General features: G+C 47.7%; 12 protein-coding genes and 1 riboswitch. Of the genes, 7 read left to right on the forward strand and 5 right to left on the reverse strand.

Features of this window, described 5'->3' with window-relative positions; genetic code table 11:
- Window positions 1-51: 51 nt before the first annotated feature.
- Together K0H61_RS14430 and K0H61_RS14435 are read right to left on the reverse strand one after the other, a co-directional pair.
- Window positions 52-5,355, reverse strand: coding sequence for a PAS domain S-box protein (locus K0H61_RS14430; RefSeq protein ID WP_220050183.1), 5,304 nt, complete (start codon window positions 5,353-5,355; stop codon window positions 52-54).
- A gap of 130 nt (window positions 5,356-5,485) precedes the next feature.
- The gene (locus K0H61_RS14435; RefSeq protein WP_220050185.1) at window positions 5,486-6,844 is read right to left on the reverse strand and encodes an alanine/glycine:cation symporter family protein; all 1,359 of its coding nucleotides are present in this window, start codon (window positions 6,842-6,844) and stop codon (window positions 5,486-5,488) included.
- Window positions 6,845-6,986: 142 nt separating this feature from the next.
- Window positions 6,987-7,104, reverse strand: a riboswitch (glycine riboswitch).
- Between the two features lie 304 nt (window positions 7,105-7,408).
- Here K0H61_RS14435 and K0H61_RS14440 point away from each other — a divergent pair.
- The 6 genes from K0H61_RS14440 (at window position 7,409) to K0H61_RS14465 (ending at window position 15,482) form a co-directional block, all read left to right on the forward strand.
- Window positions 7,409-8,080, forward strand: a complete 672-nt coding sequence (locus tag K0H61_RS14440) for an ABC transporter ATP-binding protein (RefSeq protein ID WP_220050186.1) — start codon at window positions 7,409-7,411, stop codon at window positions 8,078-8,080.
- A gap of 8 nt (window positions 8,081-8,088) precedes the next feature.
- On the forward strand, window positions 8,089-10,701 hold the full coding sequence (locus K0H61_RS14445) for an ABC transporter permease (RefSeq protein ID WP_220050188.1): 2,613 nt from the start codon (window positions 8,089-8,091) through the stop codon (window positions 10,699-10,701).
- Window positions 10,698-11,858, forward strand: coding sequence for a lipocalin-like domain-containing protein (locus tag K0H61_RS14450; protein WP_220050189.1), 1,161 nt, complete (start codon window positions 10,698-10,700; stop codon window positions 11,856-11,858). Before K0H61_RS14445 ends, K0H61_RS14450 begins: the two co-directional genes overlap by 4 nt.
- A gap of 268 nt (window positions 11,859-12,126) precedes the next feature.
- Complete coding sequence (locus K0H61_RS14455; protein ID WP_220052738.1) at window positions 12,127-12,396, forward strand: chaperone NapD; 270 nt, start codon at window positions 12,127-12,129, stop codon at window positions 12,394-12,396.
- On the forward strand, window positions 12,393-14,873 hold the full coding sequence (gene napA / locus K0H61_RS14460) for a nitrate reductase catalytic subunit NapA (RefSeq protein ID WP_220050190.1): 2,481 nt from the start codon (window positions 12,393-12,395) through the stop codon (window positions 14,871-14,873). Before K0H61_RS14455 ends, napA begins: the two co-directional genes overlap by 4 nt.
- A 183-nt stretch (window positions 14,874-15,056) precedes the next feature.
- Window positions 15,057-15,482: a nitrate reductase cytochrome c-type subunit gene (locus K0H61_RS14465; protein WP_220050191.1), complete on the forward strand. Its 426-nt coding sequence runs from the start codon at window positions 15,057-15,059 to the stop codon at window positions 15,480-15,482.
- Window positions 15,483-15,821: 339 nt separating this feature from the next.
- Here the strand turns inward: K0H61_RS14465 and fusA are convergent, their stop codons facing one another.
- The 3 genes from fusA to K0H61_RS14480 form a co-directional block, all read right to left on the reverse strand.
- On the reverse strand, window positions 15,822-17,915 hold the full coding sequence (fusA, locus tag K0H61_RS14470; RefSeq protein WP_220050192.1) for an elongation factor G: 2,094 nt from the start codon (window positions 17,913-17,915) through the stop codon (window positions 15,822-15,824).
- A gap of 438 nt (window positions 17,916-18,353) precedes the next feature.
- A complete protein-coding gene (locus K0H61_RS14475; protein WP_220050193.1) occupies window positions 18,354-19,805 on the reverse strand; it encodes a diguanylate cyclase domain-containing protein in 1,452 nt (483 codons plus the stop codon).
- 225 nt (window positions 19,806-20,030) lie between these two features.
- Window positions 20,031-24,584, reverse strand: coding sequence for an ATP-binding protein (locus K0H61_RS14480; RefSeq protein WP_220050194.1), 4,554 nt, complete (start codon window positions 24,582-24,584; stop codon window positions 20,031-20,033).
- 122 nt (window positions 24,585-24,706) lie between these two features.
- Here K0H61_RS14480 and K0H61_RS14485 point away from each other — a divergent pair, with 122 nt between their 5' ends.
- Window positions 24,707-25,618, forward strand: a complete 912-nt coding sequence (locus K0H61_RS14485) for a LysR family transcriptional regulator (RefSeq protein WP_220050195.1) — start codon at window positions 24,707-24,709, stop codon at window positions 25,616-25,618.
- The last annotated feature ends 60 nt before the right edge of the window (window positions 25,619-25,678 follow it).

Below are 25,678 nucleotides of genomic sequence, written 5' to 3' on the forward strand. Positions count from 1 at the left end.
AACACACTACCGACCTTTTTCTTCGAACGACGCTGTTCAAGTCTGGCGCCCCTAAGAGCCTAAATCAGCGAGAACATCATTGATCAAATCGATGGCCTCATCGAATTGGTATTGATTAATCATAGTCAGGGCTGGGCTTAACTGCCGCCATAAATTCGTGCTGACTTGGGGTTTTAAAGCATCAATTTGTGCAACCGCGTCCGAGTCAGCCTCTTCTAAGCTCTTAATTAACGACGTTAAGGCTTGAACCAATTCTTCCTTGGGTAACTGTGCAACATCAGACACTTCCACTTCCACCGCTTGGGGTTTTGCCCTATCAATGGCATCACAAATTGAAGCCACTAACACTTTAATTTGGTCTAGCTCTTCTTGATAGGGAGCACTTTCACCGAGGTTTTGTTCTAGCTGCCGCGCAAGGGCAACCAATTTATTCGAGCTCAAGTTACCAGCCAGTCCCTTAAGTGTGTGGGCAATTCGGACCGCCTCATCGGACTTACCTGCAGACATGGCCTTATTCACTTGCTCAACGACATTACGCTGACTGCTAGCGAAACGATCGAAAATCCGCTGATATAAACGAGTCGAGTTTTGAACTAACTGTAATCCCCTGTCGATATCCAGTTCTGGATGTTCAGGCCATTTCACCACATCCGATGGATCGGTATTGATAGGTTTGGCTTTAACTTCTGCTGCAGGCTCTGTATTCTCCTGTGCGGGCAACGCTTTGTCCCCTAAATAATCGAGCAGAGTTTGATAAAGAATATTCACTTCAATCGGCTTAGCTACATGATCATTCATGCCTGCTTCGATGCATTTTTCCCTATCTCCAGCCATGGCATTTGCCGTCATCGCAATCACAGGCAAATCGGCTAATTCCGGACGTTTACGCAAGGCTTTAGTGGCTTGATACCCATCCATTACTGGCATTTGGCAATCCATGAGCACCAAGTCAAAACTCTGCTGAGCGAGTTTATCTAATGCTATTTGGCCATTCGTAGCAATCGATAAGATGACGCCAACCTGCTCCAAAAACTCGGTCGCCACTTCAATATTCATCTCGTTGTCTTCAACCAATAGAATACGTTTGCCCTTGAGCGGAATGAGCATATTAGGGTCAAGCGTCTCATTATTACGCCTAACCGGTAACACACCGGTTCGACCTATGGCGTTCATAATGCCGTCGAGGAGTCTTGAGGGACTAATGGGCTTACTGATGTAACCCGCCAGATCAAGCTCTTCTATTTGATGTAAGAACTCTTGGTTTGCATGGGCCGACACCATCAAAATCTTAGGAGGATTCTTCGCTTGGTTAATCATTTGCCGCGCAGTTTCGAGTCCATCCATTTGCGGCATTTTCCAATCTATCAACGCCACTGCGTAATCCTGCTGGGTGCAACGGGTAACAGCCTCCTCACCGGATCGCACGGTATCGACTCTGAAGCCCATACTTTCAAGAGTGGTGCGCATAATGTCACGGGCGGTGGCGTTATCATCGACCACCAATATCGGCATGCCTTCTAGCTCTTGAGAGATAGCCAATTTTTGACCACTAGAAATATGCAACTTAACCGTAAAATAGAAGGTGCTACCATGGCCAAACTGACTCTCCACCCCGATGGTTCCGCCCATCAATTCGACCAATTGTTTACAAATAGCTAACCCAAGACCTGTGCCTCCGTACTTACGGGTGGTTGAAGTATCCGCCTGACTAAAGGATTTAAACAGTTTGGCCTGTTGCTCCTCAGTTAAACCGATACCACTGTCACGCACGCTAAAGCGCAGTACCACATCATCGTTCATTTGCTCGACTAGATTGAGGGATAACAGTACTTCACCGCGCTCAGTAAATTTAATCGCATTATTCATTAGATTAATGAGCACTTGCCCAAGGCGCAGCGAATCGCCGAACAAGTGGCGTGGCACATTGGGGGAAACCGCAAACAGCAATTCGAGCTGTTTATTTGCGGCTTTCTCGGAGAACATATCACTGAGATCTTCGAGCATAGTGTCTAACTGGAAGGGCACGGACTCGATATCAAGCTTACCGGCTTCAATTTTCGAGAAGTCGAGAATATCGTTAATTATCGATAACAATGCCTTAGAGGCCCGCTCTATTTTTTCGACATAGTTGCGCTGCTTAGTATCAAGCTCGGTTTGCAAGCATAGTTGTGACATACCAATAATGGCATTCATTGGAGTACGGATTTCGTGCGACATGTTGGCAAGGAAGTCGCCCTTGGCTTTACTGGCCGCATCGGCTTCTTCCTTCGCCATCATCAGCTCATTCGACAAGGTTTTCAGTTCGGTCATATCGACCATACTGACCACAGCGGATTCAAATTGACCTTGGCCATCATACAGCGCAGAGACGTTAACCGACATCCACAGCAGCTCGCCATTTTGGCGAACAAAGCGCCGTTCACCGCGATATTCGCTAACGCGTCCCTCCGCCAACTCTTTAAATTGCGCCTTGGCTTCCTCTTTGTTCTGCAGGCTTAATACTTCGAAAATGGAGTTGCCACAAAGCTCCTCGCGACTTTGCCCCATCTCAATACAGTATTGATCGTTACAGTCGAGGATGACCCCCTTGATATCTACGTTCACAATACTGATCGCAGAACCGTCAAACAGTGCCCTGAAGTGCGCCTCACTCACTTCGAGCTCCTCCTCGATTTTTTTACGGGAGGTAATATCCATGATGTAACCGTTCCAAATCATCGCGCCATCATCTTCAGCAAAGCCACTGGCACCGGCTTCCATCCAGCGAATGCTACCGTTAGGATGGCGATAGCGGAATTCACGTACCCACTGCAGCCTATCGTCGCTCTTACCGGTGAGTGCTAACACGATATCGGCCCGTTCATCGTCGAAAATGCGTTCAGCTATCAGATTGAAGTTTTCGATGAGATCCTCACGGTGTTGCCCCAACATATGGAACGCCGCGCCCGATAGGAAGGTAAATGAGCGTTCTGAAGGCGATATCCAGCGCAATTGATACACGGTACAAGGAATTGATTCGGTAATGCTGGTTAACTGTTTACGGGAAAACTCCAACTCGACTAACGCGAGTTTACTTTCAGTTATATCGTCGATACTGCCGTCAAACCAAAGGGGAAAACCGTCCTCGGAATAACTAGCCTTACCCTTTTCATGGACCCAACGAATACTGCCATCGCGGTGACGAATACGATATTCCACTTCAAAGGTTTCTTGTTCGGCCAGCGCCCTATCAATATGCTTATGGCATTCGGGCAGATCCTCTTCGAGGATCAACGAAGCAAATGTGCGTTGGCGATTTTCAATAAACTGACTCGCGGCATAACCGGTAATATCGACGATATTGTCACTCACATATTCCATCACCCACTCTTCACCAATTCGAGTTCGGTATACTGCACCGGGAATATTGGTAACAAGTCCACGGAATCGCAGCTCACTGTCACGGACTTTTTGCTCAACCGCCAATTTTTGAGTCATGTCGCGAATCGATGCTGCCACCTGTTTTCGGCCATTGATATCGACTGGTAAGGTACTCAAGGCAACTTCTGCAATAAATTCTTCGCCATCGGCCTTCAATGCACGCACATTACGCGCATTTGCCATGGGGCGATCACGCCCTTCTTTGAAGAACTGAATTCGCTCCTTCATATGGGTTTGTTTAAGATCTTCAGGTAACAGCGCCTCAATCTGCATCTCGAGCATTTCTTGAGGATTGTATCCAAACAGTTGTTGGCACTGAGTATTCGTAAAAATGATTTGGCCGGATTGATCCACAATCAGCATGGCCTCGGGTGCGGCTTCCAGTACGGCATTTGACCAAGCGGCAGCAGAAAACTGCTCGGTAACATCGGTAAATAACATTTCAACCGACATTACCTCTCCCGTATCCGTCAGCAGCGGCTGCATAAACAAATCCAACCGACGCAATTGCCCATCCGCATTAAGCAATTCCACCTGATGGGGAGGCACATTTTTACCTCTGAGGGCGATATTGGTATATTCCCAATTCTGCTCATTCAGTGAATTGGCCGAGAACAAACGCTCATATTTGCGCTTTAGCAAGTCAGGGGAAATCCCCAACACTTTAGTCACCCCATCACTGACCTGAGCGAGCTGCCCATCGGGATTGAGTGAACAGTAAAACGACTTATCGCTCATACCATCAATCAAACGGGCAAATCGATTACCACGGGAATCAAGAATCGCTTGCTCCCGTTCATCCAATAAATCGGCCATGTGGTTAAAGCTTTCGCTTAGCGTCACTATCTCGCTAACGGCGCCATCGGGGATGTCAAGCCTACGCGCTTTACCCTGACCAAAGGCAACAAAGCCAGCCTCTAACAATTCTAATGGTCGTGTTAATCGTTTCGCGGCAACATAGCAGGTTAAGATAAGAAGAAGTGTTAACAGACACAAATTGAGCACTATCGCTGCCAACTCATCCATCATTGAGGTAAAAATATCCTTCTGCGGCACTGCAATGATGACGTGCCAATTCAATTTAGGCACCTTAGAAACACTGGCGAGATTAACTGTCCCTTTGGCATCAACAAAACTCGCCTGGCCACTTTCTCCCTTTTGTTGCAGTGACCAAAACTCAGAATTACGATTTGAGTTAATGTCGAGCCATTGGGCGGGAGTCGATTTGAGGACCTTATCTCTATCCTTGTGATAGATAAGTCTACTTTGATCATCCAGTACGACTAATTTATCCCCTGCAATGCCAAGCTGTTCGGGTAATCGCTCGAGATCGAGGTCGACTGTTGCAACCCCAGTGAAATTATCGGCTGGCCCAAAGGGCACTGAATAGGTAATCATCAGCGCATTGCCACCGCCCTCATCAAAATAGGCCTTAGACCAGTAACCGCCAGGCTGATTGATGGCATTGCTCCACCAGTCCCATTTACCATCCGTGTAGTCATAACCATCTGCGCCAATATCGAGATAATTAAAGCCGTTTTCAGTACGGTGAACATAGGGAGAGAACAGGCGTTTGCCCGGAAAAGTATTCTCTTTAAACGCAACCGATGTGCCAAAAAAGTCTGGATTTCGTTCTAATCTGCTGATCATTACCTGCTTAAGTTTTGCAGGATCGTTCATATCGCCTTTATCCGCGAGCAGCGTAATAAAATCAGCCAAACCTTGGGTGTTCGCTTGGGCACGTTCAAGCAATTGTTGTAGCTTATTTGCAGCCGCAGCTGAATCCTGCGAGAGTTTTTCGTAGACGACTCTTTCGGAAGAACGATAGCTAAACCAAGCGTTTATCATATAAACGCCCGTCATAATCAGAATCAAAGGCAGTGCGATATGGGATAGAATCCTACTGCGGAAAGTACGAAGTTTACTTTTGTCCATGGCGTCGCCCCAAAGTCCCCGTTTTAAATGCACTCATTTTTTGAACAGCACTTTATAAAGTAAACGAAGAACCGTGGGACGACAATCCAAAATTAGAATTACTCGAACTAAAATATTGTTTTAAAATGCCTTAATAAGCGGCTTCCACAACACTTTTATCAAACATTCGACTGAAATACAGTTGAGTTTCAGTGATAATCACCTTTCTAAGACCAATAATGGCAATCAAATTCGGGATAGCCATCAAACCATTCACCGTGTCGGCCAGTAGCCATACCAGATCCAGTTTAATAAAAGCACCTCCAGCGATGAGTCCAAGGAAAAGCAACTGGTAGATTCTGAGGCCACGTTCACCCACCAAATAATACCAGCAGCGCTCTCCGTAATAATGCCAACCTAAAATGGTCGTAAAGGCGAAACACACTAACGCTATGGTCACTAAATACTGCCCAATAAGCGCCGAACTGCCCATGCTAAAGGCAGCGCTGGTCATAGCTGCCCCTGCGGTTTCACCGTTCCACACGCCGGTGATAATAAGTACTAATCCCGTCATAGTGCAGATGATAAGAGTGTCGAAAAAGGTGCCCGTCATGCTCACCAGCCCTTGCTCGACGGGCTCCTTGGTCTTAGCCGCAGCCGCCGCAATGGGGGCACTGCCAAGGCCTGATTCATTGGAAAATACACCGCGTGCAATTCCCATTTGAATTGCCTGTGCAACGGTTGCCCCTAAAAATCCACCAACGGCAGAAACGGGCGTAAAGGCAGACTCAATCACCAGACTCAGTGCGGGAACAATGGCATCATTAAAGCTTATAAGGATCCACAAGCAAGCGAGCACATATCCAATCGACATCGCAGGTACGACCTTTTGAGCCACATTAGAAATGCGCTGCACGCCCCCTAAAGTCACTGTCGCCACAAGTAAAGTCAACACGAGTGCGGTCACCCAAGTCGGCACTTCAAAGGCAATGGTTAGGGCATCGCTGATCGCATTAACTTGGGCAAAAGTACCGATACCGAAAAAGGCTACCCCCACACCGAAGAGGGCGAAGAGTTTTGCCATCCAAGGGAGCCCCAAACCGCGCTCAATGTAATACATAGGGCCGCCGGCTATTTGCCCACGTTTATCGATAGTGCGGTATTTGACGGCAAGCATACACTCGGCATATTTAGTCGCCATACCAAAAAAGGCCGCAAGCCACATCCAAAATAATGCCCCGGGCCCGCCCATCTTAATTGCGGTGGCCACCCCAACGATGTTACCAGTTCCAATGGTGGCCGAGAGTGCAGTACAAAGCGCAGCAAAGGAAGATAAGTCACCTTGACCTTTAGCGGGTTTAAATAACAAACCTAATGCCATAGGCAGACGTAATACTTGGATTAATTTAAGGCGTGCGCTGAGATAGACGCCGGTTCCCACCAGCAAACATAAGGTAATGGGTCCCCAGACGATGCCATTTAGCTCGCTGAGTACAGCTTCAAAGCTCATGATATTCCTCAATTATTAAACAGCTTAATTAATAAGGGAGGAGGAAAAGAAATGCCTGAGACACATCGCTGCCAGAAGTATAGTAATAGGCATCCATCAATCAACGGAAATACCTCAACGCCCAAGACAGGGAAATGCAGTCATCCTCTCCTCTGTCCTTTTGCCTGAGCGTTTCGCAGCACCTTTTAGAGTGAGGTACTACTTTCGCCTTCGGCGCCACCTAACACTCTGTGGTAAGTAGTCTCTCCAGAGGCTCGTCCAGTAACAGTCCACGCCCTATGGCACCTGAAAGAGTGCTTTGTCTTAATCATCAAAACAAAGTTGCCTCGTCGGTGTGGGGTCAATTCCCCACTCTCCTGCTACCTTCATCCGAACGGATTGTTAAAGCGCAAGTTGCCTTGCCCCTAACAGGACGCACAGAATGCAATAAATCCGCGATGAGCTCAAGCCTATGGAGTCATACAAAATAAAAACACCCAATTTTCTGAGGTGAAACTAAATATCAGTACCGAAAATGCCCTAGAATGCTTTATCTTTAGTACTTGTTTTGCCATGGAAGATTGCATGACAGTCGTCGCCCAACTGACCCAGGTTTCTAAAAGCTTTCGCGATGGCGAGCTTCGCCACAGCGTATTGCAAGCCGTCGATTTAACCCTTCACGCGGGTGAAACTATCGCATTGACCGGCCCCAGTGGCAGCGGCAAAAGCACACTACTCAATTTGATTGCCGGATTTGAAAAACCAGACCAAGGTCAGATATCACTGAATCAGCAACCCACCCATGAATGGCAAGATGCCCACTGGAGTCAGTTTAGGCGCCAATCTTTAGGCGTCGTATTTCAGCAATTTAATTTACTCACGCCTCTCAATGTAAAAAACAACATTGCCTTTCCGTTGCAATTGAACGGTAAGACATGGTCAGAATGGTGTGATTATCTGGTCGAAAAACTTGGGCTTGAAGCAATGCTGCATAGATCCGTAGAGGCGCTATCCGGCGGCCAACAACAGCGAGTTGCCATTGCCCGAGCACTGGCCCATAAACCCAGTTTATTGCTGGCCGATGAGCCGACGGGCAACCTCGATGATGTGTCGGGAAAACAGGTAATGTCACTCCTTTGTGAGCTCGCAAAAGAAAGTAAAACCAGTATTTTGATGGTGACGCACAGCGAAGAGTGCGCAGCCTTTATGCAAAAACGCTGGCACTTGTCCCATGGCAATGTCGCCATTTACGGTTAAACGCGGCTATGCAAACCCATGTCACTCGCACTTCCTCAAATATGGCTCAAAGGCTCAACAGAGCTAGCCTATTGCTGCGGGTTTTTATCGGCCACTATCGCCAAGCGCCGCTGCAAGCAGGAGCGATTTTACTGGGACTTGCCCTGGCAGTAACGCTACTCATCGGCGTTAAAGCCACCAACGACAATGCGATTCGAAGCTACAGTGAAGCGACCGAATTATTGAGTCAACGCGCCGATGCGCTGCTGACTGCCCCCGCTGGTCAAGAATATCTAGATGAGTCAGTCTATTTTGATTTAAGGCAAGCGGGATTGAGCCAAAGTCTTGCGGTAGTGACAGGTCGAGTCGCAGGCACTAATGGACAGTTCTGGACGATATCGGGTAGCGATATTATTGCGGCAATGACATTGCAAAGACAATCCAAAGCCCCCCAAAGCAATGCTCGCAATAGTCTTGGCGAACTGCCTTTAGCAGCACTACTCAGTGGCGAGCCGATTGTTCTAATGAGCCAAAGCCAAGCACAGAAAATCGCTCCCGATGGCCAGTTAGTACTGGCACAACACAAGGTCGACGTCGTGATGGTCGATGATGACTTAGGCCTAGGCAGTGCGATTCTAGGTGATATCTCCCTTGCCCAACGCCTATTAGGTATGGAGGGCAGATTGAGTTACATCGCGCTGTATCATCCCGAGGAGCATACAGCCTCCTCTGCCAATAAAACCAACCTACAGCTTGAACAACACCTCGCCAAAATAGGGATTACCCCAGCTAGAGCCAGTTTTAGCGAAGAAGATCAAGGACAGGGACTCATTGCCCTTACTCGAAGCTTTCACCTCAACCTTAATGCGATGAGTATGCTTGCCTTTGTGGTTGGGCTTTTTATCGCTTACAACGGCGTACGTTACAGCCTGATGAAACGCCAGCGACTGTTCATCCAATTATTGCAGCAGGGATTAGAACGGTCGGACATGATGCTTGCCCTGCTCACTGAACTTCTGGTGTTAGTGTTTTTAGGTTCGGGACTTGGATTTATATTGGGTCTGCAACTCAGTCACTGGCTGCAGCCTATGGTGTCGCTCACTTTGGAGCAATTGTATGGCGCGCATCTACTGCCAGGAATTTGGCAATGGCAGTGGTTGGCACAGGCGATTGCGCTCACCCTAGTTGCAGCGCTTGGAGCCTGTCTGCCCTTGTACTTTGACCTAACGAGGCAACCCCTCGCCCAAGGTGCGCAGCGCTATCAACAATCCCAAGCCGCTAGCCAAAAACACCGCGGGCAATTTATCTTTGCCTGTAGCCTGCTGCTACTTACTGTAATCGTTTTTCCCTTCAGCCAAGACTACAACATAAGCCTAGTCCTGCTGGGGATGGTTGCGGTCGCCATTCCGCTGCTATTGCCACAACTACTACATTGGGGCGTGAGAGGATTACAGCCCCTAGCACAAACCGGCCTTCGTCATTATATAGTTCAGGAAACCCGTGAACTGATTGCGCCGCTTTCCCTTGCGATGATGGCGATATTGCTGGCGCTGAGCGCCAATGTGTCGATGAATACCTTAGTTGGCAGCTTTGAACGGACACTTAAGGCATGGCTTGAAACCCGCCTTCATGCCGATATCTATCTGCGTCCTAACGCCGAGCGCATGGGCGAAGTGCAAGCCAAATTACAGCGGGATCCAAGGGTGGAGCACTTGTATCAGCAGTGGGCTATTACGGCCAAACTCTCGAACCATGAAGGGGACTCTCCAGGGATTGATGTTAACCTTATTAGCCGCGATAGAGAGTCCATTAAAAACACCAGCGTGATGAAGGAAAACCTTCCCGAACTGTGGTCGTTTTTTTTCGAGGGGAATTATCTTCTCGTGAGCGAGCCGCTTGCCATTAAACACAACCTGAAGCTTGGGGATGACGTGAGTCTGGATGTGTTCGCAAGAACTGGTAACACCCACGCTAAGGTTGCTGGCATCTATTTCGACCATGGCAATACTGCAAACGAATTACTCATTAGCCATAGCCTTTGGCAACAGGCACATTTACCCGAGCTTCCGATTAGCTTGGCCTTCAGTGTAAGTCGTATGTTTGGCAATAATGTCGATGAAATGCAGCTTGAAAAACTGCAGCGGCAAATGACCACTGAACTAAACCTCTCCCCTGCGCAGGTTTATAGCCAAAGCAACATCAAAACCCAGGCAATAGCTCTATTTAAGCGTACCTTTTCCATTACATTAGTACTGAACAGTTTGACCCTTTTGGTCGCCGCCATTGGTTTATTCAGCACTTGCTTGATGCTCACGCAAGCGCGGCAAGCACCACTAGCAAGACTCTATGCCCTCGGGGTTAGTCGTAGTCAATTACGCATCTTAGTCTTTACTCAAATGCTGTTAGTTGTCCTACTTACCTGCTTCATTGCCATGCCGACGGGCGCACTGCTTGGGTATCTGCTTATCCATAAAATTACCCTGCAGGCCTTTGGCTGGACGATACAAATGAGTTGGGATTGGCTTGCCTACGCCAAGGCCATTGGAATTGCGCTAGTGACCTGTACGCTTGCGGTTGGTTTTCCCCTCTATTGGCAAACCCGTAGGCCATTGGTCTCCAGCTTGCAACAGGAAACCCTATGAGCCGCAAATTGCCCATCCTAACAACACTCGTTTTTATGGGACTGCAGCTAGCAGGCTGCGATACTCCCTCGACTCAATCCATGGGCAACATTTTGGGAAGCCCTAACACTACTGCTGGTAATCGCTTTTTGGCTGTCACGCCCAACGCCTCCCTGCGCTTTCCTCAAGATCACTTAGCCCACAATGGCTTTAGGCAGGAATGGTGGTATTTCACCGCCAACCTTAAAACAAAAAATGGCGAGCCTTTGGGGCTGCAATGGACCCAATTTAGAGTGGCACTTGCGTCAGAGTTCCAAGTCTCCCAAAAGAATTCGCTTGATGCGACTTCATCCGAAGATGCTCAATCCGATTGGGCAACACAGCAGCTGTATTTTGCCCATAGCGCCCTGACCTCTCAGGAGCAGCACCTTGCTCACGAGAAATGGTCTCGCGCCCATCCTAAACTTGCGAATGTAAACCCAAGCCCCTACCAGATTTACCTTGATGATTGGCGCTGGCAGAGTGAATCTGACGACCTATTTCCTGCCACGTTAAAGGTCAGGAACAGTGATTTCAGCTTCAATCTACAGCTCAGCAGCCAAGCCCCGTTGCAGCTTCAGGGAGATAATGGCTTCAGCATTAAGAGCCTAGATGGTGAAGTCGCATCCTATTACTACAGCCAACCTTTTATCGAAGTCAGCGGGCAAATAGAACGAAATGGCCATCTCGAAGACGTTACCGGATTTGGCTGGCTAGATAGGGAATGGAGCTCACAGTTTCTGACCAAAGCTCAACAAGGCTGGGACTGGTTTGCTCTTCGCCTTGACGATGATTCCACCCTGATGGTGTTTCAGTTGAGGAATACCTCTGCTGCACAGTCGCCCCAAAAGGGCTTTTATAGCGCAAGACGCATGTTCAAGGATGGCACGGGACGTAATATCACTTCGCGCGATAATCCTAAGGCCATTGAAATGAAAGCCCTTAAGTTTCATGACACTCAAACTGCCCGCTACCCCGTAGAGTGGCAAATCTCCATCCCTAGTGAGCAAATTGACCTGAAGGTCGCCCCCTTAAATCCCAATAGTTCAATGGCGTTATCCACTTCCTATTGGGAAGGCCCAGTCAGTCTCAATGGCAGCCATTCTGGAGTTGGATATATGGAGCTGACAGGATACTAAATTAACAACCAATAACGTCTTAAGCCCCATTGAAACCGTCTGTGAATCTTTGACTTAGATGACGGACTCGTTTCTGTCCAGATTGAATCGTGGCCAAATTTCAAACTGAGAATTGGATCACATCGAAAACTTTGATCCCGATCGATTATCCCTCCCATTACCTCATAAGAGGTATACCCACAAAAATAATTGGGTCTAGACTCGTAGTACCAACACTCAATTGTCCCTTAGGAGTCAATTGAGCCGCTATCAATTAAAGGTCACCGCTATGAGTCAGGAATACCATGTCACCAGCCTAGTGGTACATGCCGCCCCCCATGCCTTACAACAGGTTGAAGCGTCAATTAGCGCCCTCAACGGGTGCGATATCCACGCAATTACTCCAGAGGGCAAGTTAGTCGTTACCCTTGAAGGAAATAGCCAAAAAACCATTCTCGACAATGTTGAAGCCATCAATGCCCTGACTGGCGTGTTATCTGCCAGCTTGATTTACCACCAAGTAGATTCTTTAGAACAAGAAAGTGAGGAAACACTATGAGCATTAGCCGCCGCGAGTTTCTCAAGGCTAACGCAGCGGTTGCCGCTGCTACCGCCGTTGGCATAACGCTTCCCGTTAAAATGGTGGAAGCCGCCGAGTCCGATAACATCAAATGGGATAAAGCCCCCTGCCGTTTCTGTGGCGTAGGCTGTAGCGTATTAGTAGGTACTCAAGCGGGTAAAGTGGTTGCAACTAAGGGCGATCCTGAAAGCCCAGTGAACAAAGGCCTCAACTGTATTAAGGGCTATTTCCTATCAAAAATCATGTATGGCAAGGACAGATTAACCACGCCATTACTACGTATGAAAGATGGCAAATACGACAAAGAAGGTGAATTTACCCCTGTGAGCTGGGATGTCGCCTTCGACACTATGGCCGCTAAGTGGAAAAATAGCATCGCCACTAAAGGGCCAACCTCAGTCGGTATGTTCGGTTCGGGTCAATGGACCATTTGGGAAGGTTATGCCGCCTCTAAACTGCATAAGGCAGGTTTCCTGACTAACAACATCGACCCTAACGCTCGCCACTGTATGGCATCGGCCGTGGGCGGTTTTATGCGCACCTTTGGTATCGATGAGCCAATGGGTTGCTACGATGATTTAGAAGCCGCAGACCACTTCGTGCTATGGGGTGCCAATATGGCTGAAATGCACCCTATTCTTTGGGCACGGTTATCGGATCGCCGTTTAAGCCATACCGATTCTCGCGTGCATGTGTTATCGACCTTCGAAAACCGCAGCTTCGATTTGGCCGATAACGCAATGGTGTTTCGCCCACAGTCAGATCTCGTGATCCTTAACTTTATCGCGAACTACATTATCCAAAACAAAGCGGTAAACCTCGAGTTTGTGAATAAACACACTAAGTTTGCCTTGGGTGTCGACGATATCGGCTACGGTCTGCGCCCTGACCATCCGCTGGAGAAAAAGGCCAAAAACCCTGGCAACGGAAAATCGAGCCCAATTAACTTCGATGAGTATGCCAAGTTCGTCAGCACTTACACCTTAGAATATGCGGCCAAAATGAGTGGCGTTGAACCTGAAAAACTCCTGACCTTAGCCAAGGCCTACGCCGATCCTAAGGTGAAGGTCATGAGTCTTTGGACCATGGGTATCAATCAACACGTGCGCGGCGTATGGGCAAACAACATGCTCTACAACTTGCACTTGCTCACAGGTAAAATCGCCACTCCAGGTAATAGTCCATTCTCATTAACAGGCCAACCATCTGCCTGTGGTACGGCCCGCGAAGTTGGGACTTTTGCCCACCGCTTACCTGCGGATATGGAGGTCGCGAACGATAAACACCGCGCCATTACCGAAAAAATTTGGCAAGTGCCCGAAGGCACAATTCCGCCAAAACCAGGTTTCCATGCCGTGCTGCAAAGCCGCATGCTTAAAGATGGCAAACTTAATTGCTATTGGACCATGTGCACCAACAACATGCAGGCGGGTCCCAACATCAACGATGAAATTTACCCTGGCTTCCGTAACCCAGAAAACTTTATCGTAGTATCCGATCCATACCCAACAATCACCGCAATGGCGGCTGACCTTATCCTGCCAACGGCAATGTGGGTAGAAAAAGAAGGGGCCTATGGTAACGCCGAGCGTCGCACCCATATGTGGCACCAACAGGTTAAAGCCCCCGAGGGCGCTAAATCGGACCTGTGGCAATTAGTTGAGTTTTCAAAGCGCTTCAAAGTATCCGAAGTGTGGCCTGCAGAGCTGATTGCGAAGCAACCAGCCTACGCGGATAAAACCCTATACGAAGTCCTGTTTGCTAACGGCGTGATCAACAAATTCCCAAGCAGCGATTGTAAAGGCGATTTGAACGATGAAAGCGCCCACTTTGGTTTCTATCTGCAAAAGGGCATCTTCGAAGAATACGCCGCCTTCGGACGTGGCCATGGTCACGACTTAGCCGACTTTGACCTTTACCACGAGACCCGTGGTATGCGTTGGCCAGTTGTGGACGGCAAAGAAACCCTACGCCGCTTCGTGGAAGGCAGCGACCCTTATGTCAAAGCGGGTGAAGGCTTTAACTTCTACGGTAAGCCCGATGGCCGCGCGGTGATTTTCGCCCTGCCCTACGAGCCTGCAGCCGAAGAGCCAAACAGCGAATTTGATCTCTGGCTGTCAACTGGCCGTGTACTCGAGCATTGGCATACAGGTTCAATGACAGCACGCGTTCCTGAGCTTTATAAAGCCTATCCAGACGCACAAATCTTTATGCATCCTGAAGATGCTAAAGCGCGCGGTCTACAACGTGGCGATGAGGTGGTTGTGGCTTCCCCGCGTGGTGAAGTGAAAACCCGCGTCGAAACCAAAGGCCGTAACAAACCACCACGCGGTGTGGCCTTTATGCCCTTCTTCGATGCGCGTCAGTTAGTCAATAAGCTACTGCTCGATGCAACCGATCCACTGTCGAAGGAAACTGACTTTAAGAAGTGCCCAGTGAAAGTTACAAAGGCTTGAGCTAATTAGCAGGGTTTGCAGCCTTTGACGAGGCTGCAATTGGAAATGATAAGCCCAAGGGCGCACCACTCAATCCCCAAAATACCTGCAATAGCGCAATGCAAACACTGGATGAATGGCATAACGCCATCACTTTAAGATGAAAAATTCGTCAACAATTGCCTTGAAGGCGGAGAATGACAAATGAAAAAATTACTCACCCTAGCCGCAATTCTATTTGCTATTAGCGGCTGCTCAGGTCAACAGGGCGCTATCGGCGAGCCTGTCAATGTTAAGTCCCTTGCAGGCGACAGCAAGATAACCGATGTGCGCCCAGCCGATGCTATGCCAGTTTACCCCGCTAAGGGCAGCGCCATTGAGCGTAACTTTGCCGAGCAACCGCCCCTCATCCCCCACAAGGATGACTATAAAATTACCAAGGATAAGAACAGCTGTTTGAGCTGCCATAGCTGGGATAAAGCGCCACGCATGAAGGCAACGCCTTTAGCCAAATCCCATGTGATTGATGATAAGGGCACCTTAAATGGGCATAACTATTTCTGCACCCAGTGCCACGTAGCGCAGGCGGAAAATAAAACCCCAATTGTTGAAAATCAATACGGTAAATAATTTGATTTCATCTGTAAAAGCCGTCTGAATCTAAAAAGCCATCCAGTATTCTGGGTGGCTTTTTTTGTTGCTGATTTAGGCTTAAAGATTACCACTCAAGCAGATGTTTAAACCTATTTAGAAACGTATAAAACAAGTGATAAAGGGGCTCTTCAGAGCCATGGATTAATAAGATTTACGCACGTCCGTTACTAACCTTGCACCTAATAAGACGCCAAGAAAGAGTTTTACCAGAGCGCACTCACTTCACACTCACTTTATTTCGCCCATAAAAAAAACCGCTGCTAGCCTTGGCTTGCAGCGGTCTTTATTTGAGAAGTTATCTCAGAGAGTTAAGAATTACTTCTTAGCTTCAGCAGCTTTACGCTCTTTAACTTGCTCAACAACTTTGTCCGAAACGCTGTTTGGACATGGGCTGTAGTGTGAGAACTCCATAGAGAACTGACCACGGCCTGAAGTCATAGTACGCAGAGTACCGATGTAACCAAACATTTCTGATAACGGTACGTCAGCTTTAACGCGAACACCAGTTACACCAGCAACTTGGTCTTTGATCATGCCGCGACGACGGTTTAAGTCACCGATTACGTCACCCACGTTGTCTTCTGGGCTGAACACGTCAACTTTCATGATTGGCTCAAGCAGTTGTGGTTTAGCTTTAGCAATAGATTGACGGAATGCCGCTTTAGCAGCGATTTCGAACGCGATTGCTGAAGAGTCAACTGCGTGGTAAGCACCGTCAGTCAGTTCGAACTCAACGTCTAACACTGGGAAGCCAGCGATAGTACCAGTGTTCATCATGCTCGCGAAGCCTTTCTCAACTGCTGGCCAGTATTCCTTAGGAACGTTACCACCAACAACTGAAGACTTGAACACGAAGCCAGAGTTTGGCTCACCTGGGCGGATAATGTATTCGATCTTACCGAATTGACCAGAACCACCAGATTGTTTCTTGTGGGTGTATTGGTCTTCAACCATTTGAGTAATGGTTTCACGGTATGCTACTTGTGGTTCACCCACGATCAGCTCAACACCGTAAGTACGCTTCAGGATGTCCACTTTAATGTCTAAGTGCAGTTCACCCATACCTTTAAGGATGGTTTCACCTGAATCTTCGTCAGTTTCTACGCGGAATGATGGATCTTCTGCGATCATCTTACCGATAGCGATAGCCATCTTCTCGCTGCCGCCCTTGTCTTTTGGCGCAACTGCGATAGAAATTACTGGCTCTGGGAACACCATCGCTTCAAGCGTAACTGGGTTCTTCACGTCACACAGAGTGTGACCAGTTTGTACGTTCTTCATACCAACGATAGCGATAATGTCACCAGCTTCAGCCGATTCAATTTCGATACGATCGTTTGCATACATTTCGCACATACGGCCGATACGCTCAGTCTTACCAGTTGCACTGTTAAGAATGGTGTCACCTTTCTTCAGGCGGCCAGCATAGATACGTACGAAGGTCAGGGCGCCGAAACGGTCGTCCATGATCTTGAACGCTAATGCTTTTAAGGTTTCGTCAGCAGAAACGATAGCGTATTCGCCAGTTTCGTTACCTTCTTCGTCAGTTAAAGGTTGTGGGTCAACTTCGTTTGGCGCAGGCAGGTAATCAACCACTGCGTCTAGAACCAGTTGCATACCTTTGTTCTTGAATGCAGAACCACAGAATGTTGGGAAGAATGCTAGTTCACGAGTACCTTTACGGATACAACGCTTCAGGTCATCGATAGATGGCTCTTCGCCTTCCATGTACGCTTCCATCAGCTCATCGTCTTGCTCAACAGCAGTTTCAATCAGCATTTCACGGTATTCTTCAACTAAGTCAACCATGTCAGCAGGAACGTCTTGTACTTCGAAGTTTTCTGGTAAGCCAGTGTTGTCCCACACGTAAGCTTTACGAGTTAACAGGTCAACAACACCAGTGAATTCGTCTTCGATACCGATTGGCAGAACCATAACCAGTGGGTTAGCAGCCAGAACGTCTTTAGTTTGCTTAACAACGCGTAAGAAGTCAGCACCCATACGGTCTAACTTGTTTACGAAGATGATACGAGCAACTTCAGATTCGTTAGCATAGCGCCAGTTGGTTTCTGATTGTGGCTCAACACCACCAGAACCACAGAATACAGCGATACCGCCGTCAAGAACCTTCAGAGAACGGTAAACTTCAACGGTGAAGTCAACGTGTCCAGGGGTATCAATAACGTTGAAACGGTGATCTTTCCAGAAGCAGGTTACAGCTGCTGATTGAATGGTAATACCGCGCTCAGCTTCCTGAACCATGAAGTCAGTTGTTGATTCACCATCGTGAACTTCACCGATCTTATGGATTTTACCGGTTAGCTTAAGAATACGCTCGGTGGTCGTGGTTTTACCCGCGTCAACGTGAGCGAAGATACCAATGTTTCTGTATTTGGATAATTCGGTCATGATTCAACTTTAATGATTAGTTTAAGAAGTAGACGGAGTATGCGACAAACAACCGACACACCGCACATCAGATTTAAGGCGCATATTGTAAATTGGAACCCAGCTATGCGCAAATGGCTCTTGCAATTTTTCACGATAAAGTCGCGTAAAAATCGCTAAAAAAATGTAGAAAAATACACAAAAACAACAAAATAAATTACTTAGGCTTATTTTTCATACATTTAATAAATTTTTGCAAAATACAAATAATTTCTCGGATATTGAATTTTTTGTGACGGTGATAACCTCTTTCATTGCATCAAATGGCGAAGCTTTAGGCAAAAATCCTCACTTCAGACTGCTACTCGGCCCTTAAAAATCACAAAATCCTTAAATTTCACAGCCTAAGCACAATAACAACTGACTGCTCATCAGTGACGCGTCAATAAGGTCAACCGACTAATTATGGCTGTCATCGATATAAATCCGGTTTCGCCCCAAGGATTTAGCTTGATACAGCGCTTTATCGGCTCGTTCAAAACAAGACTGCATTGGCTCATCATCACCAAGCTGGGCGATACCAAAGCTGCAGGTCAATTTGATCTCACCACTAAAGTGACATTCTGCAATCACTTGGGTGATACGCTCACAAAGTGCGGTCCCCGCATTGAGGGAGGTGTGCCTACACAAAATGACAAATTCCTCCCCGCCCCAACGGGCAACCACATCGGTCTCACGAACCACCTGCTGCAATAAATGGGACAATTCCATCAGGATCTTATCCCCCATGGCATGGCCTAGGTTATCGTTGATCTGCTTAAAGTAATCGATATCGAGGATGATGAGGCAGGTACTGTCATCTTGGGTTTCACTCCTAAGGTCTTCTGTAATCTGACGGTTGAAATAGTGCCGATTGTAGAGTTTAGTGAGTGGATCATGATTGGATAAAAACTCCAGCTCAGCATTAGTTGTAACCAATTGCTGGCGCAGCGCCTCGAGCTGCTCATTTTTGCCTGTGAGTCGCCTATTGTACTGACTCACGAGGTAAGTTCGACTTAGCAGTAAAAACACAATGAGCAGTGTTACGGCAATCACTTGATATATAAGCTGATAATTAGTTTCGTCGATAATGGCCACATTGTTCCATTTTTGATAAATCTTGATCCGCTCTAACTCTTCGACATTATCCAGCACTTGGTTAATCAGCGGCAGCAGCTCTTCACTACCCGCAGTAACCCCAACTCGTAATTCATCCTCTGGCCCGCCCCAACCGGCAATTTTGAGATGATTAAAGCCCGTTTGTTGAATATAGGCATTCACAGAGAACATTGAGCCCACAAACAGTGAAGCGCGTTTATCGAGCACAGCCTCAAGCCCCTCAGGCTCATTATCTACCTCAAGCGTTTGCACTCCGGGATAGTACTGCTGCACATATTCATCCAGTCGGTAGCCCTTTGGCACGGCTAAGGTTCGCGAACCAATATTTTCAAAGCCCTGCAAAAAGGGTTGATCCTTCAATGACACCAGCACATTGGGGGAGCGAAAGTACACATGGCTGAATCTAAGATACTCTTCCCGTGAGGCGGTTTGATTGAGGAGCGGGGTTAAATCGCAGCGACCCGTTTGCAGAAAACTTAGGGTTTCCGACCAGGATGTGGTTGGCACCAAATTGAATCTTAACGGGGAATGGGCTTCGATGTATTGAATGTAATCAGAGGATATGCCCACATGCTGGCCATCGCGTATCGCCTCATAGGGTAACCAATCAGGGTCGACGCAGTAACGAATTGATGTCGTGATAGTGGCGGGCTGATCTTCACTGGAATGGTAGTAGATAGACGCCAATCGTTCGGCATTCGCCACTAAAGGGAGGCAAAAACAAAGTAGGATGACACTGGCATAACGTCCCATTACCTTCCCTGAGTGAAAATAAATCCGATTTAGATTGGTTTAAAAGTGTACATTTTATATCCAAACTTTACCAATTAACCTTAATTAGTTAAGGGGTAAGTGAACTAATAATACAATGCCAATCAACATTGCTTTGCACTGAGAAACTTTTAAAACATAAAAAAATCCCCGCCATTGGCGGGGATTTTCAGTAGAACGACTCAGTTATCAGCTATGGCTGAATGATTAGTCTTCAATCGGTGAAACCACAAACAGCAGGTCACCTTGAGATACTTGCTGACCATTACTGTTGAGGATACGTTCGATACGGTATTTCTTATCTTCTGGGTACAGTACTGCACCTTGACGGTTGAAGCCCGCTAAGTTCACTTGCGAGAACATCTTCATGGCTTCAGTTAACGCCAGCGTTTGATCCGCAGTCACGATATCACCTTCTTTCACGAAGTCAGGCTCGCCTGGTGCTGGAGAGGTATAGAAGATACCCGCGCCTTGGGCCAGTACTTTCAGCTCGTTACTCTCACCAACACGCAGTGATTCAGTATCTACGCCAACGGTTTCAGCGGCAGCTTCCATTTCAGCGATTAACGCTGGAATGTCTAACTCAGCCATAAAGCGCGGCAGGTAGTTAGTGTCGTAGACGCCTTCTTTGAAGGTACCGTCACTTAAAATCAGCTTCAGTAATGGGATGTTAGTTGCAATACCCTTCAGCACTACACTGTCTAAATAAGCGTGCAGTTTCGCGATAACATCTTCACGGTTTTCACCGCGCATAATCACCTGGGCGATTAAGCTGTCGTAGTAAGGTGAGACTTCTTTACCTTCGGCAGCGATTGAGATGATTTCCACATCGGGATGATCTGGGAACACACACTCAGTGATCTTGCCTGGGTTTGGTACCAGTTGCAGTACGCCTTGGCTATCGAGCGCCGCTTTCTCAGCAGTCACACGCACTTCCATTGCGTAACCGATTTCCTTCGGTTCCAAATGCTCGATTGAACGGCCCGCAGCAATATCAAACTGGGCGCTCACGATATCGATACCCGAAGTCGCTTCCGTTACTGGATGCTCTACCTGCAGACGCGTGTTCATTTCCATGAAGTACACTTCGTTCGCATCGAGGTTGTAGATAAACTCTACCGTACCTGCACCCATGTAATCGGTCGCATCACCTAGTGCACGGGTATAATCCAGCACTTGTTTCTTCAGTTCATCCGGCAGCATGGTTGAGCCAGATTCTTCAACCACTTTTTGGTTGTTACGTTGAACCGAACAGTCACGTAAACCTAATACCTTGGCATTACCAAACTTGTCACGGAGTAACTGCACTTCGATATGACGCAATGACGTCACATATTTCTCTAAGTACAGGTCACCGTTACCAAAGGCCGCAGCCGCTTCGGTAGAGGTTTTTTGGAATAAACCAATCATATCCTCAGGACGTTTAACGACCTGGATACCTTTACCGCCACCACCTTGTACCGCTTTAAGCAGCACTGGGTAACCGATTTCGCTCGCCACGTTCACCGCTTGCTCAGCGTTTGACAGAATACCGTGTGAACCAGGAACCACAGGTACGTTTTGGCCCTGTGATGTCTTAATCGCGTTAGACTTGTTACCCATAGTCGTCATCGAATGCACGCTAGGACCAACGAAGTTAACCCCATTATTCACACACAATGCAGCAAACTGTGGACTTTCAGACAGGAAGCCGATACCTGGGTGTAGTGCGTCAACTTGCTCGTATTCGGCAACTTTCAGTACTGAGTAAGCGTTCAAATAACTTTCGTCTGAGGTGTTACCACCTAAACAGACTAACTTGTCAGACTCTTTCAGCATGTCAGCAGGCACCGCTGTCATATCTGGATCTGACGCCACCAACACCACGTTGATGTCGTTGTCGTGGGCCTTACGGATCAGTTTCACCGCAGTACAACCACGGGCGTGAACCAGTACCTTGTTGATTGGCTTCATTAGCTGACGTGGGTCGTTCTGTACGATCACATCATCTTCAACCGTCGCTTCAACCACTAGGGTAGACAATGCGTTGATGATAACGTCATTGATCTTAGCCGTTGGCATTGGCATTAAAGGATCGATGCTCGCTAATTGCGAATCTAAAGTTTCGCTGAATGGGTTGTGGACTAGGCCCGCCATTGCACCTGGCACTTTAGACAGGTAGTTAGACAGCGTCGACGTCGAAGGCAAGTACGCTGGTACCACCATTTGACCCGCGAACGGCATGTTAGTACCCGACAGGTAATAGGTTTGCACTAATGGGTGAGTCACGAAACTCGCCTGTGCACCACCGGTACAGTCACCAAAACCGAACATCAGTACTGGCAGCTCGTTGTCACGGATGAAACGGGTAATACGGTCGTTCACAACCGCCATAGAGAAGAGTGCAGCCGCACCTTCTTTAGTTTGCATACCGCCTGAGCTGATAAAGCAAACCACTGGCAATTTACGCTTAGCACACTCGATTAACAGCGCAGAGAACTTCTCGGCACTCGCCATATCGAAGGCACCCGCTTGGAATGCCGTGTTAGACACAGCCACACCCACACGGACTTTTTGACCATTTTCGGTAAAGTCAGCGATACCTGTGATCAAACCACAAGGACGAATACCTTTCTCTAACGCATCTTCGATTGATAAACGGAAACCAGGGAAATTCAGCAGGTTAGCTGACATCTTATCGCTGTTGATTTCATCGAAGTGAGTGAAGAATTGCTTAATGACGTTTTCCCAAGTCATCTTGCCGGTACGCTTCTCGTCACGGAGTACTTTCTGGATCAGTAAGTCTTGATAACCCATAGTTAAGCGGTTCCAGAAGTCCTTACGACGACCGATACGCACAGGGTTAATCGCGCCAGTGTACTTGCTGTTATCGCTTTCACTGTCGAAGTATTCAGGCAGTAAACGCTCGAAGAAGTAGGTCAGGATAACGAACAGACTGTCGTTAAGCTGCGGGAAACCCACGCTCTTCCATTGCTCTACACGCACCAATAAATCGGCACGGTTAGATTGACCCATAAAGTACTTCAGCCACTTGTAGAACTTGGCCTTGTCGTTAGCGGTATCTTGAGTAGACAGCGCAGTATCAATCGACTTGTGCAGCAGATTGTTCACTGAGTTGCGAGATAAGCTCTTAGACATCATGGCTTCTTTCGCGATAGACGCTAGGCTGCCCACAACGTTGTCGTAAAGTGAGTTGAAGATCAGGATGTTATGGCATTGCCAAATAAAATCTTCACGCAGCTCATCGTTAACAACCACATCGAGCACAGTCAGTTGATTCAGTTCAGGCCATTTAGCTTGAGTTACAGACTTTGGCAGATTTTCAAGGTGCTGGATTAAGCCCTTGAAGTTGTTTGCCGCGTTGCTCTTCCAGCGGTGATATAAAGACCAACCGATGTTAAATAACAGCGCCTTACGTGCTTTTTTGTAGTTCTCTTTTGGCTCACCCAAAATCAATCGCGTCAGCATGTTACGCTCGGTAGAGACCTCATCGCGCTTAGCAATAAAGTTCGCCCACAGCTTGTTTAGATCTTCATCGTAAACCAGCTTATCAGGGCTTGATAACCAAGCTTGGAAAACACGGTCCTGCTCTTGCTGGATACGCGCTAACAAGTCACCTTCAGGCACGCTAACACGTGACAGACGTCCGTATTGCTCCTGAGAGATTGAATGGATGCGGCTACGCAGCGTTAAATAACGCAGGTAACGGTAGGCGCTACCGAATAAGTTGTGGTGGTTAGTTGGGCTGTTAGCTACCGCTAATTCCGCGTTTAACTCAAGCGCCATCAGGTTTTTTGATGGATTTAAGAAACGGGTTAAGCTGCGGTCATAATGCTCACGTAAATCTTTAGATTCACGCACAAAGTTCATTGCTGCACGTTCAACAGCCTCGATAGAGCTGATGATAGCGCGGCGCAAATTGTGTTGACGCTCATCGCGGTCACTCGGAGAGAAATCGATGATACCGTCGATACAACCTGCTGTGTAAAGCTCTTCTGGAGACACACCAACAGACTTAGCACATTCCTGCCATGACAGATTGTACTTGCGGGCGATGCTTTGCAGACCCTGTGGTTGAATGGTGTTGAAAATACCATCGCGTAGGGATAACAGGATGTTAGCCGCCGCTAATGGAATCGCGCCGCCCGAGTAACCCGCACCGATAACAATACCTACTGTAGGTACGTCAACGTTGGCACTCTCGGCAATCGCTTTAGAAATAGAGTGAGCTTGGTTTTGGCTGTTAGCCACTTCGCCCGCATCGGCCCCTGGGGTGTCGATGAGGTAGATAATAGGCATAGACAATTCGGCAAAATGACGAATCGCTTTACAGGCCGCATAATGGTGTTCTGGCATCCAAGCGCCGTTAGAGGTCGTACGCTCTTGAGCGATAAAACCGACGCGACGGGTGCGAGTACCGAAATTCAATTCAACTTCGGCGCTATAGAAAGAGCCCAAGTGAGTTTCGGTGATTAAACGTCCTTTTAAATCGGCGATAATGCGCTTAGCGCCAGGACGACCTTTATCTTGGGTCGGCTGGATAACTTTAGCGACGTATCCGTCGACATCTAACGATGCTAAATCCTTCAGGTTTGCCTGAATGGCGTCATCGTTTAACAGACCTTTAATTTCGTCTGATAGGCTCTGTTTGCTGTGCTTAGGAAACAGCGAAAAATCTTTTGCCAAATGCTCGGCTTGTAAAAAAAGCGGATCGGGCGTTTGGGCTTGAGTCGTGTGTTTGGGCTGATTATTGCTGGTCATCAAAAGATCCTCTGCTTTAGCCTCTGAAAATTTTTAGCCAATAAATATAGCTTTGTTATCGCGTCAAATGCCATTAAACTGCGCAAGACGCTATGTTCCAAATATGAGACAGTGGGAAAAACATGCCAGATTTAAACGGTATGATGCTCTTTGCAGCGGTAGTTCGAGCCAAGGGATTCTCCCAGGCAGCCCGGGAAACCGGCCATCCAAAATCCACCATTAGTCGCAAGATCGCGCAGCTCGAAGAGGAGCTTGGAGTAAGATTATTACAGCGCGACACCCGCAATTTGAGCCTCACCCAAGTGGGGGCACTTTTTTACCAACACTGTGATTCCATTCGCAATGAGGTAGAAGCGGCTAAGGCTGTGATTGAGAGTACTCACGAAGACGTAGCGGGCTCACTTAGAATCGCGATTCCGGTGTCATTTAGCCAAGAATTAATCGCTAACCTCTGTAGCGGATTCATGCGTTTATATCCCAATGTCGAATTAGATGTCCAGTTTACTGACAATGATATTGGTTTGGTGGGCGAAGGATATGACATCGCTATCAAATATGGCCCATTGCAATCCTCAGACTTAGTGGCAAGACTGCTGTTTGAGCGTCAGCCAATTCTGGTTGCCAGCCCTGGTTATCTAAAGCTACGTGGCACCCCCGCCACGCCTAAAGAACTCAGTGAACACAGTGGGATTTTACTCGGTACCTCACGTTCGGCACCTATCTGGCCGCTAGGCAAGGGGGCACGAAAAACCATGGTAAACTTCCAACGTAAGGTGCGGGTGAATAGTCCGATAATGGTGAAGCAACTCGCCATCGACGATTTTGGTATTGCTCTACTTTCCAATTCAGCCTGTAAAAACGAGCTTGCTAACGGCCAACTTGTGCCAATTTTGCAGGAATGGCCGATTGAGCCCTTTAAGGTCTATGGGGTGTATTCGAGCCGCCGCCAATTAGCGACCAACATTAGCGCCTTCCTCGACTTCTTTGTAAAACGCTTTAGTAGCCAAGAAAGCCTCCAATCCTTAATGGGTTAACCCTATTAAAGGATTGAGTTTTTAAGCTGCCCCAATCTTTTACGCTTTGGCCAGAAAAAT

It is taken from the genome of Shewanella acanthi, assembly GCF_019457475.1.
GTDB classification, from domain to species: Bacteria; Pseudomonadota; Gammaproteobacteria; order Enterobacterales; family Shewanellaceae; genus Shewanella; species Shewanella acanthi.